This is a genomic window from Pseudomonas putida, from assembly GCF_001636055.1.
GTDB lineage: Bacteria > Pseudomonadota > Gammaproteobacteria > Pseudomonadales > Pseudomonadaceae > Aquipseudomonas > Aquipseudomonas machongensis.
The window spans coordinates 4,570,421-4,587,354 of record NZ_CP011789.1; the positions used below are offsets into that span (position 1 = coordinate 4,570,421).

Sequence of the window (16,934 nt, forward strand, 5' to 3'; positions counted from 1 at the left end):
GCATGCAACAGATCCTCGATACCACCCTGCTGATTATCGGCGGGGGCCCCGGCGGCTACGTGGCCGCCATCCGCGCCGGGCAACTGGGCATCCCCACCGTGCTGGTCGAAGGGCAGGCACTGGGCGGCACTTGCCTGAACATCGGCTGCATTCCGTCCAAGGCGCTGATCCACGTGGCCGAGCAGTTCCACCAGACCAGCCGGTATGCTGACAGCTCGGCACTGGGCATCAGCGTCTCGGCACCGCAGCTGGACATTGCGCGCAGCGTCGAATGGAAGGACGGCATCGTCGACCGCCTCACCAGCGGTGTGGCGGCCTTGCTGAAGAAACATGGGGTGAAGGTGCTCCATGGCTGGGCGAAGATCCTCGACGGCAAGAACGTCGAGGTCGACGGCCAGCGCATCCAGTGCGAACACCTGTTGCTGGCGACCGGCTCGAGCAGTGTCGAGCTGCCGATGCTGCCGCTGGGCGGGCCGGTGATTTCCTCTACCGAGGCCCTGGCACCGAAAAGCCTGCCGCAGCACCTGGTGGTGGTCGGCGGCGGCTATATCGGCCTGGAGCTGGGCATCGCCTACCGCAAGCTCGGTGCTCGTGTGAGCGTGGTAGAAGCGCGTGATCGCATCCTGCCCACCTACGACGCCGAGCTGACCGCACCGGTGGCTGAGTCGCTGAAAAAACTTGGCATCGCACTGCACTTAGGACACAGCGTCGAAGGCTATGAACATGGCTGTCTGTCGGCACGCGACGGTGCAGGCCAACAGCTGCGCCTGGAAGCCGATCAGGTACTGGTCGCCGTTGGCCGTCGACCACGCACTCAGGGCTTCGGCCTGGAGAGCCTGGCGCTGAAGATGAACGGTACGGCGATCGCCATCGACGAGCGCTGCCAGACCAGCATGCGCAACGTCTGGGCGATCGGCGACGTGGCCGGCGAACCGATGCTCGCACACCGAGCGATGGCCCAGGGCGAGATGGTCGCCGAACTTATCGCCGGCAAGACACGCCGCTTCGAGCCCACCGCGATTGCTGCGGTGTGCTTCACCGACCCGGAAGTGGTGGTGGCTGGCAAGACGCCTGAGCAGGCCAGCGCCGAAGGCCTGGACTGCATCGTTGCGCAGTTCCCCTTCGCGGCCAACGGGCGAGCCATGAGCCTTGAGTCGAAAAGCGGGTTCGTGCGCGTGGTTGCACGTCGCGACAACCATCTGATCCTCGGTTGGCAAGCCGTCGGGGTGGCGGTTTCCGAACTGTCCACAGCCTTCGCCCAATCGTTGGAAATGGGCGCGCGGCTGGAAGACGTGGCCGGCACCATCCATGCCCACCCGACCTTGGGCGAGGCCGTGCAGGAAGCGGCATTGCGAGCTTTGGGGCATGCCTTGCATATCTGATCAGCACTGAAGCGGCGTTGGCCGTTTTGACCCGCAGCGCCTTGGGGTGCTGCGGGTCTTTTTTTGCAACAGCGGCTGTTGCCGATACCGGCAATGCGCTTCCTCCGATGGGCAATCCGCTGCCCAGGTGATACCTGTTGCTCGGCTACAACCCCCGCCAGGCTTGGCTTGAGCCAAATGGCACAGGTTTTGCCCCTTGCACAACGCGATTACCATCCAAGGAGGAAACACATGATGATCAGCCTCAACGGGCTGGGCTGGCAGACTGCATTGCAGCAGCCAAGCCGGGTCAACCATGACGCTGTGCAGGCCGATTTCATGCCGCAGCGTCAGGCAATGACCACCAGCAACACAGCAGCGCAGCAGAACAATCAAGGCAGTACCTCGCAGCAGAATGCCGAAGACGCTCGTCAGGAAGCTTTCGCCAAGCTCAAGGTGGCCCTGCAGAACCCTGACATTGGCGCACGCCAGCAGGCCAGTTCGTCGAAACCTGCAGCCAGCAATGCGCTGCAGGAGTTCCGCGACTACATGTCCAAGTCGCCAGCGGAAAAGATCAAGGAGAAGATCCTGCAGGAGCTCGGCATGACCGAGGAGGACTACAACGCCTTGCCTCCCGAGAAGAAACAGAAGATCGACGAGCAGATCGCCCAACGCATGAAGGAAGACGTCGAACTCAAGACCCAGGCCAAGCTGCAACAACAGGCTGAACGCGCAGCAGCCAACACGGCCGACATGGCCCAGGGGAGTGAGACCAGCAAGCAGCAGGAAGACAAGGAAAAGACGCAGTCCGTCTGAGTGGCATGACCGCGATGGCCGGTGCAACGCTGGCCATCACGGCAGGCTGCTGCGCAGGCAAAAACGCCTGTAGCCGAATCACCGGATAGCAGTGGCAAGCGAGTGGGAGGGAAAGGCGAGAAAGGAAGGATGTGTCCCCTGCTGGAATCGAACCAGCATCTAGCCCTTAGGAGGGGCTTGTTCTATCCGTTGAACTAAGGGGACATCACGGCGCGCATTCTACGCAAATTCAGTGGGTTGGAGAAGCCACCCGACGCGGCGCAGGCTGTCGGCGGCGAGCATGGTAACCAGCGCTCGACCGTTTGTCATGCCCAAGGCTGGCATTTCCATGTAGTCCCTTTCCGCGATTTCTCTCCAAGCTGCGCGGCGATTCAATTGCATATCAATGGCATCGCCAGGGAATTTTTTGCGCGGGCGCGGTCAAAACGTCAACGTCGGGCGCTTCGGCCTGATGGGGAACGCTTGCGTCATGTTGCATAGCCACTATGCTCAAGGATAGGGAAATCTTGCGGGTTTGATGATTTTCCCCAGGTCTTGTCGAACTTTACGAGATTTTGACAGCAAAGGCCTGACAACAGGGCGAGACGGGAAAGAGTAAAACTTTTCAAACCAGTACTCATTTCTGATAATTGGTACTGGCATAAAGCCTTTACCCGGATCACTATTTGTCACAGAATTGACGCCAAGGAAACGGCGACCATGAGGCAAGATGAGCATCCAAAATCACATCACGGTTGAACATTTTGTCGTCGCGACGGTCGAACCCACTACCGTGCGGCCAATTTGAGAACCGCTTCCCCTGAACCAGAACAACCGGTCAATTTATATGCGCCCAATGAAACAGGCTATCTACTCCAGCCGCACCGCTGACAAGTTCGTCGTCCGCCTGCCTGACGGGATGCGTGAGCGCATTGCCGAGGTAGCGCGCAACCATCACCGCAGCATGAACTCCGAGATCATCGCCCGCCTGGAGCAAAGTCTCATCCAGGAAGGTGCACTGGGCGACGAGCTGAGCATGCGCCTGGACAGCCCTGAGCTGTCCCTGCACGAACGCGAATTGCTGCAACGCTTCCGTCAACTGACCCATCGCCAGCAGAATGCGCTGGTCGCCCTCATCGCTCACGATGTGGAAATGGCTGCCGACGCTTCCTGAGGCTTCCAACGCCCACGAAAAAAGCCAGCGCAAGCTGGCTTTTTTCGTTTGAGCTGAATCCGTCAGAGCAGGAACAGTGTCGCCAGGCCAAGGAAGATGAAGAAGCCGCCGCTGTCGGTTACGGCAGTGATCATCACGCTCGAACCCATCGCCGGGTCGCGCCCCAGGCGCACTAGTGTCATGGGGATCAACACGCCCATCAACGCCGCCAGCAGCAGGTTCAGGGTCATTGCCGCGGTCATCACCACACCCAGCGACCAACTGCCATAGAGCAGGAACGCCACTACCCCGATCACCCCGCCCCAGATCAGGCCGTTGATCAGCGATACCGCCAGCTCCTTGCGCATCAGACGACGGGTGTTGCCCGGCGATACCTGGTCCAGCGCCATGGCGCGCACGATCATGGTGATGGTCTGGTTACCCGAGTTACCACCGATACCGGCGACGATAGGCATCAGCGCCGCAAGCGCTACCAGCTTTTCGATCGACCCTTCGAACAGTCCGATCACCCGCGAGGCGACGAAGGCGGTGATCAGGTTGATCGCCAGCCACGCCCAACGGTTGCGCAGCGAACGCCAGACCGAGGCGAAGATATCTTCTTCCTCGCGCAGGCCGGCCATGTTGAGCACTTCGCTTTCGCTCTCTTCACGAATCAGGTCAACCATCTCGTCGATGGTCAGACGGCCGATGAGGCGATTGCTCTTGTCGACCACCGGTGCAGAAACCAGGTCATAACGTTCGAATGCTTGCGCAGCATCGTAGGCATCTTCCTCGGGCGTGAAGCTGACAGGGTCAGTCGCCATGACCTCCGCCACCTTCTTGTCCGGGTCGTTGACCAGCAGACGCTTGATCGGCAGCACACCCTTCAGAATGCCGTCGTAATCGACCACGAACAGCTTGTCGGTGTGCCCCGGCAGCTCCTTGAGCCGACGCAGGTAACGCAGTACCACTTCCAGGCTGACATCTTCGCGGATGGTGACCATCTCGAAGTCCATCAGCGCACCGACCTGCTCCTCGTCGTAGCTCAGGGCCGAACGCACGCGCTCACGCTGCTGGGCATCGAGGCTTTCCATCAGCTCATGGACAACGTCACGCGGCAGCTCAGGCGCCAGGTCAGCCAGTTCGTCTGCGTCCATTTCCTTGGCCGCAGCCAGCAGCTCGTGATCGTCCATGTCGGCGATCAACGTCTGACGTACGGCGTCGGAAACTTCGAGAAGGATGTCGCCGTCACGATCCGAGCGCACCAGCTGCCAGACCGTCAGACGATCTTCCAGGGGCAAGGCTTCGAGGATATAGGCGATGTCGGCGGGGTGCAGATCATCGAGCTTGCGTTGCAGCTCGACCAGGTTCTGGCGGTGGACGAGGTTTTCCACCAGGTCGTTGTGCTGACCCTCCTGACGATGAGTCAGGTCCTCAACGACGCGCTGGCGCTGCAGTAGCTCGATCACCTGGGCGAGGCGATCCTGCAGGCTCTCTTGGACTTTCTTTACTTCGACTTCGGTCATAGGCGAACTCCACTCCCAGCAGCGGAGCACGCCGGGAGAATCAATCGGTCAGATCTGGCTTGATAAAGCGGATTAAGGGGTAACTACTGGGTAAGTCCATGGTGGTATTCCACAAGCCCCGGCGGGGCTGACGGGCGCAATCATACACTGCTCAAGCTGTCTGATCGCTTAAATTTTTGGCTGGAACAATCGTTTGCGCGATAAAGCTGTGACAACGCTCGAAGCCAACAGTGCGACGGCGGACAACAGCGAAAAAGCACATCGACGTGCAGCAGGGGTTTATACGGAGTCTAGTCGCGTTGCACTGACAGATTCGTGAACGGCAGAAAAGAAAAAGCCCGCTACAGGAGCGGGCTTTTTGGTGTGGCGGACTCAGGAGGATTCGAACCTCCGACCGCTCGGTTCGTAGCCGAGTACTCTATCCAGCTGAGCTATGAGTCCGTGGTGGTAGTTTTAGACCAGATTACCACTGGTTTTTGAAGCTTCTCTTCTTGAAGATTTCTCGACAAGCAAAGCCACTTCAGAAAGTGGCGGACTCAGGAGGATTCGAACCTCCGACCGCTCGGTTCGTAGCCGAGTACTCTATCCAGCTGAGCTATGAGTCCGTCGATGGTACTTTTAGACCAGATTACCACTGGTGAAATGATGCGTCTTCCAAAGAAAACCGCCTCATTGTATGGCGGACTCAGGAGGATTCGAACCTCCGACCGCTCGGTTCGTAGCCGAGTACTCTATCCAGCTGAGCTATGAGTCCGTGTCTTGCCGCGCATTATAGTTCGCTAAACCGTTTTGCCAAGTACTTTTTCGTTTAATTTCAACGACTTAAGCATTTTGACCAGTTACAGCGCCCTACACGAAGAATGGCGGTGAAGGGGGGATTCGAACCCCCGATACCCTTATGAGGTATACTCCCTTAGCAGGGGAGCGCCTTCGGCCACTCGGCCACCTCACCGCAACACGGGGCGTATATTAACCAGACCCCTCCCCGTTTGCAAACCCTTTTTTGAAAAAAACTTCAAAAAAATTAAAGGGTTGGTTCTTCGTCCTTCTCTTTCTTGATCCGCAGGTAGATTTCCTCGCGGTGAACAGCCACTTCCTTAGGGGCACTCACACCGATTCGTACCTGGTTGCCTTTGACACCCAGGACCGTCACGGTGATTTCACCGTCACCAATGATCAGGCTCTCGGCGCACCGACGAGTCAGAATCAACATAGCTTTCTCCTCACGCAGTTCATTCAGGGACAACAGTCTGTTGGAAACAGAGGGCTGGTCGGGACGAAGGCCCAGCCCTCCTTATCGGCTGTCAGGCAGGAAAGGACAGTAACCCGCATGACAGCCAGAAACGCGAAGGGCGCGGCCAAAGCCGCGCCCCCCGGGGCAATGCGTCACTCGCTCTGTCGGGCAGGCGCATCGAGCTCGAACGCGGTGTGCAGCGCGCGTACGGCCAGCTCCAGGTACTTCTCTTCGATCACCACCGACACCTTGATCTCGGAAGTGGAGATCATCTGGATGTTGATGCTCTCCTTGGCCAGGGCCTCGAACATACGGCTGGCCACGCCCGCGTGAGAGCGCATGCCGACGCCAACGATCGACACCTTGGCGATCTTGGTATCGCCGATCACTTCGCGGGCACCGATTTCACGGGCGGTGTTCTCCAGCACGCTCAGAGCCTTTTCGTACTCGTTGCGGTGCACGGTGAAGGTGAAGTCGGTGGTGTTATCGTGCGAGACGTTCTGCACGATCATGTCGACTTCGATGTTCGCGGCGCTGATCGGGCCGAGGATCTTGAAAGCAACGCCCGGGGTATCCGGCACGCCACGAATGGTCAGCTTGGCCTCATCACGGTTGAAGGCGATACCGGAAATGATCGGCTGTTCCATGGATTCCTCTTCATCGATGGTAATGAGGGTACCCGGACCCTCCTTGAAGCTGTGCAGCACGCGCAGCGGAACGTTGTATTTGCCGGCGAACTCCACCGAACGGATCTGCAGCACCTTGGAACCGAGGCTGGCCATTTCCAGCATCTCTTCAAAGGTGATCTTCTCCAGGCGACGGGCCTGCGGTACCACACGTGGATCGGTGGTATAGACGCCATCGACATCGGTGTAGATCTGACATTCGTCGGCCCCCAGCGCTGCCGCCAGGGCAACACCGGTCGTGTCGGAGCCACCACGCCCGAGGGTGGTGATGTTGCCGTGCTCGTCGACGCCCTGGAAACCTGCGACCACGACCACGGTGCCAGCCTTGAGGTCGGCGCGGATCTTCTGGTCATCGATCTGCAGGATGCGCGCCTTGTTGTGCGCGCTGTCGGTCAGGATACGCACCTGGTTGCCGGTGTAGGACACCGCCGGCACGCCACGCTTGATCAGCGCCATGGCCAGCAGCGCAATGGTCACCTGCTCGCCGGTCGAGACGATCACATCCAGTTCACGCGGAACCAGCTGATCGGACACCTGCTTGGCCAGGTCGATCAAGCGGTTGGTTTCCCCGCTCATGGCCGACAGCACAACCACCAGGTCATCGCCTGCCTCGCGGTGTTTCTTGACCTTGTCGGCCACCTGCTCGATCCGCTCGATAGAGCCAACGGAGGTGCCGCCAAATTTCTGTACGATCAACGCCATTTCAAAGTGCCTCAGCCCACGAAGGGCACCCAGTAAACAATCCTTCCTGACGCGCCCCGCAACCAGACTGCGGGGCGCGTCATCTCAAAGCCCCTGCTCGGCGAACGGCACGGCCAGTGCCAGGGCCTGATCCAGCGCAGCGACGTCGACGCCACCACCCTGGGCCATGTCCGGACGACCACCGCCCTTTCCGCCCACCGCCGCAGCGGCCTGCTTCATCAGGTCGCCAGCCTTGAGTTGGCTGGAGAGGTCTTTGGTCACGCCGGCCACCAGCACGACCTTGCCCTCATGCTCGCTGCCCAGCAGGATCACTGCATGGCCGAGCTTGTTCTTCAGCTGATCGACGAGCGCCAGCAGCGCCTTGCCATCCTGCCCATCCAGGCGAGCGGCAAGCACCTTGGCACCCTTGACCTCAACGGCCGCACTGGAGAGATCGTCCCCTGCGGCGCTGGCGGCCTTGGCCTGCAGCTGCTCGAGCTGCTTCTCCAGCTGACGGTTGCGCTCGAGCACAGCCGACAGCTTGTCGATCAGGTTGTCGCGGTTACCCTTGACCAGTTGCGCCGCTTCCTTGACCTGCTCTTCGGCAGCGTTCAGGTAGGCCAGCGCCGCAGCACCGGTGATCGCCTCGATACGACGCACACCGGAGGCTACGCCACCTTCACTGATGATCTTGAACAGGCTGATATCGCCGGTGCGCTTGGCGTGGATGCCGCCGCACAGCTCTACCGAGAAATCACCGCCCATGCTCAGTACGCGCACGGTGTCGCCGTATTTCTCACCGAACAGCGCCATGGCGCCTTTGCGCTTGGCGGTCTCGATATCGGTCTCGATGGTTTCGACCGCGGAGTTCTTGCGCACTTCGCGGTTTACGATGTCTTCGAGTGCCTTGATCTGCGCAGGCGTCACCGCCTCGAAGTGGCTGAAGTCGAAGCGCAGGCGCTGGCTGTCGACCAGCGAGCCCTTCTGCTGGACGTGCTCGCCCAGCACTTCACGCAGAGCAGCGTGCAGCAGGTGGGTCGCGGAGTGGTTCAGCGAGGTGGCGTGCTGCACATCGGCATCCACGCGGGCCTCGACCGGGGCGCCAATCAGCAGCGCGCCGCTGGCCACCACGCCGTGGTGCAGGAAGGCACCACCGGTCTTGGTGGTGTCGCGCACATCGAAGCGCGCAGCCCCAGCCTGCAGGTAGCCACTGTCACCGACCTGGCCGCCGGATTCGGCGTAGAACGGCGTACGATCCAGGACGACCACGCCCTCCTCGCCTTCGCCCAACTGGTCGACCGACTGGCCATCCTTGTACAGGGCGATGATCTTGCCCTGACCTTCGGTGCTGCTGTATCCGAGGAAATCGGTGGCGGTATCGACCTTGACCAGGCTGTTGTAGTCCATGCCGAAGGCGCTGGCCGAGCGGGCGCGCTCGCGCTGGGCGTCCATCTCGCGCTCGAAGCCGGCTTCGTCGATGGTCAGCTCACGCTCGCGGGCGATGTCGGCGGTCAGGTCCATGGGGAAGCCATAGGTGTCGTACAGCTTGAACACCACGTCGCCCGGCACGACCGTGCCCTGCAACTGCGCCAGGTCCTGTTCGAGGATGCGCAGGCCCTGCTCGAGAGTCTTGGCGAACTGCTCTTCTTCGGTCTTGAGCACGCGCTCGATGTGCGCCTGCTGGCTCTTGAGCTCGGGGAAGGCTTCACCCATCTCGCTGACCAGTGCGGCCACGACCTTGTGGAAGAAGCTGCCCTTGGCGCCAAGTTTGTTGCCATGGCGGCAGGCGCGACGAATGATGCGGCGCAGCACATAGCCACGGCCCTCGTTGGAAGGCAGCACGCCGTCGGCGATCAGGAAGCCGCAGGAACGGATGTGGTCGGCGACCACTTTCAGCGACGACTGCGCTTCGTTACGGCAACCGATGGCCTGGGCTGCGGCATCGAGCAGACTCTGGAACAGGTCGATCTCGTAGTTCGAGTGCACGTGCTGCATCACCGCACTGATGCGCTCAAGGCCCATGCCGGTGTCCACCGACGGGGCGGGCAACGGGTGCAGGACACCGTCGGCAGTGCGGTTGAACTGCATGAAGACGTTGTTCCAGATCTCGATGTAGCGGTCGCCGTCTTCTTCCGGCGAGCCGGGTGGGCCACCCCAGATGTCGGCGCCGTGGTCGTAGAAGATCTCGGTGCACGGACCGCAAGGGCCGGTATCACCCATGGTCCAGAAGTTGTCGGAAGCGTACGGGGCGCCTTTGTTGTCACCGATGCGCACCATGCGCTCGGCCGGCACGCCGACTTCCTTGGTCCAGATGTCGTAGGCTTCGTCGTCGCTGGCGTAGACAGTGACCCAGAGTTTCTCCTTGGGCAGGTTCAGCCACTTGTCGGAGGTCAGGAAGGTCCAGGCGAAGGTGATCGCGTCGCGCTTGAAATAGTCACCGAAGCTGAAGTTACCCAGCATCTCGAAGAAAGTGTGGTGACGCGCGGTGTAGCCGACGTTTTCCAGGTCGTTGTGCTTGCCACCGGCGCGCACGCACTTCTGGCTGCTGACAGCGCGCGTGTAGGCGCGCTTCTCGGCGCCCAGGAAGCAGTCCTTGAACTGGTTCATGCCTGCGTTGGTGAACAGCAGGGTTGGGTCGTTGTTCGGGATCAGCGAACTGGAGGCGACTCGGGTATGTCCCTGCTCTTCGAAGAAGCGAAGGAAGGCTTCACGGATTTCTGCGCTTTTCATAGGTTCTTCCACGGAAACGGCGGCCGTTTTGGCTAACGCGTCGGATCGACGAAACGACGGCAAAGGGCCGCATTATATCGGTCCTGCAATCGAGGTGCAGTGTGTTTATGCGATGGAAACCGGCAAACGGACAGTTTTTCCGCTGCAAACAGGCAAAAACGACATGAGCGGATGCTAAATCGGAGCTTTCGTCACTGACAAGCCAATTACCGCCCAGGGGAAAGGAAAAGGGAATAGGCGGCAAATTAAATCCCTGTCATCCGCCTCATGCTGACGATTCAGGCGGTACAGGAGTACCACTGGAACCACCGAGCGAACGCCAGAATGCAGCCTCCCCTACGAAAGGAGACGCCCATGGCGCCCGAAGACCTCATGATCCACACCGCTTCCGGCCTTGTGCTGAGACAACAACTACCCTACAGAAGCGGCCCACTGGCGATCAATCGCCATGATCACACGCTGCTGATCGAAGCACTGGCCCCAGACACCGAACTGTCGGTTCATCCAAGCCCCGAAGGCATCGTGCTGCGCATCGAAGCTACCCGCTACACGCTGGCCCTGGCAAAAACAGAGATGCTGCATATTCGTACTGGCGCCGGCGACGACAACGTATTCGTCGAGTCCACCCTCGACAGCCGCATCGTGATCGAGACCGGCGAGGGCAACGACAGAATCCGGATCGAGGGCCAATTGCCTCCTGATGGCCAGCCCCTGAATGCCGGCTCGGTGATCATTGACGCCGGGGCCGGCGATGACCACGTCGTGGTAGAAGGGGTTCGGCAAGCAGAAATCGATGGCGGCAAGGGCAACGACGCCCTGCACAGCGCCGCTGCCCACAGCACGTTGTATGCCGGCGCTGGCGACGACGTCGTCAGGGTCAATGCGGGCAATGCGAACATCGAGGCCTTTGCCGGCCACAATCGCCTGTCCACAGGGCCACTGGACGATCGACTCTACGGCAACGCCAGCAGCATTCTCGTCGAGGACGGTTTCAGCGCACCACTGCTCTACGAGGCACACGATGCGGAGCTACCAGCGCAATACCTCGACACCTTCGATATCCAGGGTGATCCCGCGTACACCGACAAAGTCAGGCGCCAGTTGGTGATGCTGCGGGCCAGCCCGAGTGCCTCGGGGCTTCTGGAGCAGTTGGTGGCGCACAAGGTGAAGGTCGCCATCAAGTCGATCCCGGAACTGGACAATGCTTATGCTGGATTTGATCCCGCCCAAGGCGATCCGACAATCCGAAACGGCATGCGAGGCGATCGCATCCTGAACTGCAAAATCGGCTATAACCCGCTGGCCCACAGGCGTGACGCACCATCACTGGTGATGCTCTACCACGAGCTCTGTCACGTCTGGAACTTCGCGACCGGAAGCGTGAACGACAACTCCGAGCGCTTGGCTGTCGGGCTCGAAAACCCAGGCTCCCTGTTCGATTTCGACGACGATCCAAGCACGCCCGATACCGACACCAATCCTGCGCCGTTCAACGAAAATGCCTTGCGACACGAACTGGGCCTACCACCCAGGCTGACTTACCCTTGAACCCCTACTCCAGGCGCTGCCCGGAATCCGGCACGATCAGAATCCCTGCCCGCAAGCCATTCCTGACCTTGGGGTTGGGGAAAATGATACGTGCCCCTTCCTCTTCCACGACCCAGCGTGTTTCGGCCAGGTCCTCGGCCAGCAGATAGCCCTTGCTCAGCTCGGAAAAATTCTCGATATCCGCCGGCAAGTGCAAGTGGAAACTGTCGCTGTGCTTGATGATTTCCCGGGCGACGCTGAACAGCTTCAGGCCATCGAGCGAGGCATCGGTCTCAGGCTCGGTATGCTCGATGATCTGAACAAGCCGCTCCTCGAGCTTGTCGAGATTGACCTGCTCGTTCTGCCCGAAAGGACGGGCCTTGCCCAGCTCCAGGGTGAAGGCTTCGGCGTCGAGTTGTTCGTAGGTGAAAGCACTGAAGGTGATTGACGACTTGCTCTGCAGCAGCACCGCCTCCATGCCGGCGGCCGCCAGGCGCGCCAGTTCGCGGCGTGAATGCTTGCGGCCTTCCTTGAACGGGTACAGCGCGAACTGCTCGATCTTCGAACCGCGAATGGCCGTGTGCAGGTCGTAATGCAGGCGAGTACGCTCGGGCTTGTTGAAGAACACCCGGGCAAACTGCTCGAGCTCCGCGGCGCGCAGCGCCTCGAAACCACTGGAAAGCTCGTGACGACCGTTGAACAGGCGATTGATGTCCTGCTCGATGAAGCGCTCGCCCTTGCGAATCGCCGCAGGGTTGCCGAACAGGAACAACACCCTGGCACGCGGCTTGATCTGGCCGTTGGCCACACCATGCAGCAGCCGCTCCAGCAACTCGATCGGCGCGGTCTCGTTGCCGTGGATGCCGGCCGACAACAACAGGTCGAGCCCACAATCTTCGCTCTCGGCCGGACGCACCTCCAGCGCGCCCTCCCCCAACCAGCGCAAACGCACGCCCTTGGGGGTCACTTGGGTCTTCTCGGCCGGTTCGTGATCGGTCAGGGTCAGCTCAAGCAGTTTGCCGAGGGCGAGCATAGGGCATTTCCTTAGTGGTGGTGACCGCAATCCGGACCGTGCACGTGATCGTCGTCTTCACCGACCTCGGCAGGCTCCATCTCCAGCTGCAGGCTGACCAGGTTGGTGGCCATCGGGCGCAGCAGCAGGTTGGCGTACTCGGTATCGTCTTCCTCGACATCGACACCGATCAGCAGTTGACCGCGGCCATCCTGCTGGATCCACACCTCCTTGCCTTGCCAGACCACCGCAAAGCGGGTGCAGGAGGTTTCCAGCTGGGTGCCGTCTTCATCTTCCAGGATCAGGCGCAGGGCGTCGGACATTGCAAATTCTCTCTATCAAGGTTGGCGTTGGAACGGATAGACCGAACCCAACTTCAGGATCTGGGTCAATTCATCCAGTGCCGTACGGCATTCGTCCAGCAATTGCGGGTCGGCAAGATCAGCTTCGCCCAGACGGTCGCGGTAGTGCTTGTCGACCCACTGCACCAGGGTGTCGTACAGCGGGGCGGTCATGATAACGCCTTGGTTGACCGCCGCCAGTTCCGTTTCCTTCAGGGCCACGCGCAAGCGCAGGCAGGCGGGGCCTCCGCCGTTCTGCATGCTCTGCTTGAGGTCGAACACCTTGACCTCCTTCACCACACCCTGCTGGCCGGTCAGCTGGCTCAGGTAACTCCACACGCGCTCGTTGTTGCGGCACTCTTCAGGTACCACCAGCAGCATGGAACCGTCGTCGCGCGACAGCAACTGGCTGTTGAACAGGTAGGACCGCACCGCGTCCTCCACCGTCACTGCCGAACGCGGCACGCGGATGGCCTGGAAGTTGCCGCCCTTTGCAGCCAGTTTAGCCTGCAGTTGGCCAAGCACCGTGTCGGTCTCGAGGAAGGCGTCCTCGTGGTAGAACAGCACCTCGCCGTTACCCACCGAAATCACGTCGTTATGGAACACCCCCTGGTCGATCACCGCCGGGTTCTGTTGAGCGTAGACCACACCCTCCTCGCTCAGGCCATGCAGACGGGCTACGGCCTGCGAGGCTTCGAGGGTCTGGCGCGCCGGATACTTCTGTGGCGCCGGGTAGCGCGCGTCGAAGGCGCTGCGACCATAGACGAAGAACTCCACGCCCGACTCGCCGTACGCACGGCAGAAGCGCGTGTGATTGGCCGCACCCTCGTCGCCGAACTGGGCCACTGCCGGCAATGCCGCGTGATGGGCGAAATGCTGCTCGTCAGCGAACATCGCCGCCAGCACGCGACTGGTGGTCGGGTGTTCGATGCTGCGGTGGTATTTGCAGTTGAGGTTGGCTGCAGTGAAATGCACCCGCCCATCCGCCGTGTCGGCGCTGGGGCTGACGGTGGCGGCGTTGGCCACCCACATGCTCGAGGCCGAGCAACTGGCGACGAGCAGCGGCATGGCCTCCTTGGCGGCGCGGCGGATCACCTCGGCGTCGCTGCCGGTGAAGCCCAGGCGGCGCAGGGCAGCCACATCCGGTCGCTCCTGTGGGGCCAGCACACCTTGCTTGAAGCCCATTTCCATCAGGGCTTTCATTTTTGCCAGGCCCTGGCGTGCCGCTTCTCGCGGGTTGGAGCACTGCTGGCTGTTGCTCTGCGAGGCCACGTTGCCGTACGAGAGGCCGCCGTAGTTGTGGGTTGGCCCCACCAGGCCATCAAAATTCACTTCATAGGATTTCATCGGCTAGCTCCGAGACCTGTTGTTATAGGGTGACGCCCGGCGTCAGGGTCGCCGGCAGGGCAAGGCTGGCGGTCTCCAGCGAGGCCACGGGGTAGGCGCAGTAGTCCGCCGCGTAATAGGCACTGGCCCGGTGATTGCCACTGGCCCCCACGCCACCGAACGGTGCGCTGCTGGCGGCGCCGGTGAGTTGCTTGTTCCAGTTGACGATGCCGGCGCGACTGCGCAGCCAGAAGTACTGGTAGCGAGCACGCGAGTCGGACAGCAACCCGGCCGCCAGGCCGTACTGGGTGTTGTTGGCCTCATCGATGGCAGCATCGAAGTCGCTGTAGCGAATCACCTGCAGCAGTGGGCCGAAGAACTCTTCGTCGGGCCGGTCGGCAACTGCCGAAACATCGAGGATGCCTGGCGTCAACAAGGCAGCGCCGGCCTTTGGCTGGGTCATTTCCAGCAGCGCCTGCGCACCCTTGGCCAACAGTTCGGACTGCGCCGCCAGCAAGGCACCGGCAGCCTGCAGTGAAATCACCGAGCCCATGAATGGCGCCGGTTGCTGATCGAAGGCACCGACGCTGATGCTGCGACTGACCTCGACCAGGCGCGCAAGCAGCGTGTCACCCCAGGCGCCGTGCGGCACCAGAAGACGGCGGGCACAGGTGCAACGCTGCCCGGCCGAAATGAACGCCGACTGGATGATGGTGTAGACCGCAGCATCCAGATCCTTGACCTCATCGACCACCAGCGGATTGTTGCCGCCCATTTCCAGCGCCAGGATCTTGTCCGGGCGACCGGCGAACTGCTGGTGCAGCAGGTTGCCGGTGCGACTGGAACCAGTGAAGAACAGACCATCTATGCCCGGGTTGGCTGCCAGAGCGACACCGGTTTCACGGGCGCCCTGCACCAGGTTGAGCACACCGCTCGGCAACCCGGCGGCGATCCAGCACTTGACCGTCAGCTCGGCGACCTTGGGGGTCAGCTCGCTGGGCTTGAACACGACACAGTTGCCAGCCAGCAGTGCCGGCACGATATGGCCGTTAGGCAAGTGACCAGGGAAGTTATAGGGGCCGAACACCGCCACCACGCCATGCGGCTTGTGGCGCAACACGGCAGTCGCGTCGGCCAGCGGGCCGCTCTTCTCGCCGGTACGCTCGCGGTAGCTCTGCACCGAGATCGCTACCTTGTTGACCATGCTGGTGACTTCGGTGGCCGACTCCCACAAGGGCTTGCCGGTTTCCTCACCGATGCAGCGGGCCAGTTCGTCGGCGTTGGCCTTGAGCTGGTCGGCGAAGCCTTCGAGCACGGCGATGCGCGCCTCCAGGCTCAGTTGCGCCCAGGCTGGAAAGGCATTGCGCGCCGCCTGCACCGCAGCTTCGACCTGAGCAGGCGCCGCGCCCTGCCCTTGCCAGACCACGGCCTGGGTGACCGGGTCGAGCGATTGCAGGGCGTCACCCTGGCCGGCCTGCCAGTTTCCGGCGATGTAATGCGTGGTCATTATTGGGTCTCCCGGGGTGCAGTCAGCGGCACGGCGCGAACGTTATCGCCAACGCCCAGGCGCAGGCGCTTGGCGGTCTGCGGATCGACGACCAATGTCCCGGCCGCCAGACGCGCGGGCGCTGCGGTGATACGGCAGTCTTCGCGCTTGCGGTTGTGGATGATGTAAGGCGTGGCGTCGTCACCCGGCGTACCGACCGCCAGCACCAGGGTTTCACTCTCGCGCACGGCTCGGATCTTCGCGGTCTCGCATTCGATTGCCGGGCCGGCATCGAAGATGTCGACGTAGCCTTGATAGTTGAAACCTTCGCGCTTGAGCATCGCCAGCGCAGGCTCGGTGTCGGTGTGCACGCGCCCGATGACGCTGCGCGCAGCCTCCGACAGGAAACAGGTGTACAGCGGGAACTTGGGCATCAGCTCGGCGATGAACGACTTGTTGCCCACGCCGGTGAGGTAGTCGGCCTGGCTGAATTCCATCTTGAAGAAGTGGCGGCCCAGGCTTTCCCAGAACGGCGAACGACCGGCAGCGTCGGACATGCCACGCATCTCGGCGATGATCTTCTTGCCGAACAGGTCAGGGAATTCGGCGATGAACAGCATGCGCGACTTCGACAACAGGTGCCCATTGCGCCCGCTGCGGTAGTCACTGCGCAGGAACAGCGAGCACAGCTCGGAGTTGCCGGTCAGGTCGTTGGCCAGGAACAGGGTCGGGATCTCGCGGTAGATGTTCAGTTCCTGCGAGGCGCTGACCGTCAGGCCGACCCGATAGTTGTACCAAGGCTCGCGCAGACCGACGGCGCCGGCGATGGCGCTGATGCCGACCACCAGGCCTTCGTCGTTCTCCAGCACGAACAGGTAGTCGGTGTCGCCACGCTCGGCTTCGCCACTGAAGCTCTTCTCGGCCCAGCCGACACGGCGGGCCAGTCGCTCCTCGTTGGCAGGAAGCGTGGTGAGCCCGGTGGTACCGGTGCTGCGGGCCAATTCGATCAGCGCAGGTAAATCGCTGCTGCGTACAGGACGAACGATCATGCTATCTCCTTGTGCGGCGGCCTTTGC

13 protein-coding genes and 5 tRNA genes are annotated in these 16,934 nt (G+C 61.4%); 4 read left to right on the plus strand and 14 right to left on the minus strand.

The window, feature by feature from the left end; all coding sequences use genetic code 11:
* Positions 1-2: 2 nt before the first annotated feature.
* The gene (gene lpdA, locus AB688_RS20465) at positions 3-1,382 is read left to right on the plus strand and encodes a dihydrolipoyl dehydrogenase (RefSeq protein WP_063545706.1); all 1,380 of its coding nucleotides are present in this window, start codon (positions 3-5) and stop codon (positions 1,380-1,382) included.
* A 231-nt stretch (positions 1,383-1,613) separates the two neighbouring features.
* Positions 1,614-2,177, plus strand: a complete 564-nt coding sequence (locus tag AB688_RS20470) for a hypothetical protein (protein ID WP_063545707.1) — start codon at positions 1,614-1,616, stop codon at positions 2,175-2,177.
* A 132-nt stretch (positions 2,178-2,309) separates the two neighbouring features.
* Here the strand turns inward: AB688_RS20470 and AB688_RS20475 are convergent.
* Positions 2,310-2,381: transfer RNA gene (locus AB688_RS20475), tRNA-Arg, on the minus strand.
* A gap of 622 nt (positions 2,382-3,003) precedes the next feature.
* On the opposite strand from AB688_RS20475, the gene AB688_RS20480 reads away from it, so the two are divergent.
* Positions 3,004-3,330, plus strand: a complete 327-nt coding sequence (locus AB688_RS20480; protein WP_029613963.1) for an Arc family DNA-binding protein — start codon at positions 3,004-3,006, stop codon at positions 3,328-3,330.
* A gap of 62 nt (positions 3,331-3,392) precedes the next feature.
* On the opposite strand, the gene mgtE is transcribed toward AB688_RS20480, so the two are convergent.
* From mgtE to alaS, 8 genes are all read right to left on the minus strand, one after another.
* Entirely contained in the window at positions 3,393-4,835 is a 1,443-nt protein-coding gene (gene mgtE, locus AB688_RS20485; RefSeq protein ID WP_054891920.1) for a magnesium transporter, read from the minus strand.
* Between the two features lie 364 nt (positions 4,836-5,199).
* A tRNA-Arg gene (locus AB688_RS20490) sits at positions 5,200-5,276 on the minus strand.
* 87 nt (positions 5,277-5,363) lie between these two features.
* Positions 5,364-5,440, minus strand: a tRNA-Arg gene (locus tag AB688_RS20495).
* A gap of 72 nt (positions 5,441-5,512) precedes the next feature.
* Positions 5,513-5,589, minus strand: a tRNA-Arg gene (locus tag AB688_RS20500).
* Positions 5,590-5,696: 107 nt separating this feature from the next.
* Positions 5,697-5,787: transfer RNA gene (locus AB688_RS20505), tRNA-Ser, on the minus strand.
* A gap of 72 nt (positions 5,788-5,859) precedes the next feature.
* Positions 5,860-6,048 carry a carbon storage regulator CsrA gene (gene csrA / locus AB688_RS20510; RefSeq protein ID WP_043209419.1) on the minus strand — a complete coding sequence of 63 codons (189 nt, stop codon included), beginning with the start codon at positions 6,046-6,048 and terminating at the stop codon, positions 5,860-5,862.
* Positions 6,049-6,221: 173 nt separating this feature from the next.
* Positions 6,222-7,457, minus strand: coding sequence for an aspartate kinase (locus AB688_RS20515; protein ID WP_054891921.1), 1,236 nt, complete (start codon positions 7,455-7,457; stop codon positions 6,222-6,224).
* Positions 7,458-7,541: 84 nt separating this feature from the next.
* The gene (alaS, locus tag AB688_RS20520) at positions 7,542-10,166 is read right to left on the minus strand and encodes an alanine--tRNA ligase (RefSeq protein ID WP_063545708.1); all 2,625 of its coding nucleotides are present in this window, start codon (positions 10,164-10,166) and stop codon (positions 7,542-7,544) included.
* A 354-nt stretch (positions 10,167-10,520) separates the two neighbouring features.
* On the opposite strand from alaS, the gene AB688_RS20525 reads away from it, so the two are divergent.
* Entirely contained in the window at positions 10,521-11,714 is a 1,194-nt protein-coding gene (locus AB688_RS20525; protein ID WP_063545709.1) for a M91 family zinc metallopeptidase, read from the plus strand.
* 4 nt (positions 11,715-11,718) lie between these two features.
* On the opposite strand, the gene astE is transcribed toward AB688_RS20525, so the two are convergent.
* Genes astE through astA form a run of 5 tightly spaced genes read right to left on the minus strand, consistent with a single transcriptional unit; the run spans position 11,719 to position 16,907 of the window.
* Entirely contained in the window at positions 11,719-12,726 is a 1,008-nt protein-coding gene (gene astE, locus AB688_RS20530; protein WP_063545710.1) for a succinylglutamate desuccinylase, read from the minus strand.
* A gap of 11 nt (positions 12,727-12,737) precedes the next feature.
* Positions 12,738-13,028: a hypothetical protein gene (locus AB688_RS20535; RefSeq protein ID WP_054891925.1), complete on the minus strand. Its 291-nt coding sequence runs from the start codon at positions 13,026-13,028 to the stop codon at positions 12,738-12,740.
* Positions 13,029-13,043: 15 nt separating this feature from the next.
* Positions 13,044-14,393 (minus strand): N-succinylarginine dihydrolase, encoded by a 1,350-nt coding sequence (gene astB, locus AB688_RS20540; RefSeq protein WP_063545711.1) that lies wholly within the window; start codon positions 14,391-14,393, stop codon positions 13,044-13,046.
* 22 nt (positions 14,394-14,415) lie between these two features.
* Complete coding sequence (astD, locus tag AB688_RS20545; RefSeq protein WP_196759910.1) at positions 14,416-15,882, minus strand: succinylglutamate-semialdehyde dehydrogenase; 1,467 nt, start codon at positions 15,880-15,882, stop codon at positions 14,416-14,418.
* Positions 15,879-16,907 carry an arginine N-succinyltransferase gene (gene astA, locus AB688_RS20550; RefSeq protein WP_054891928.1) on the minus strand — a complete coding sequence of 343 codons (1,029 nt, stop codon included), beginning with the start codon at positions 16,905-16,907 and terminating at the stop codon, positions 15,879-15,881. The genes astD and astA overlap by 4 nt, the downstream gene beginning before the upstream one ends.
* Between the last annotated feature and the right edge of the window lie 27 nt (positions 16,908-16,934).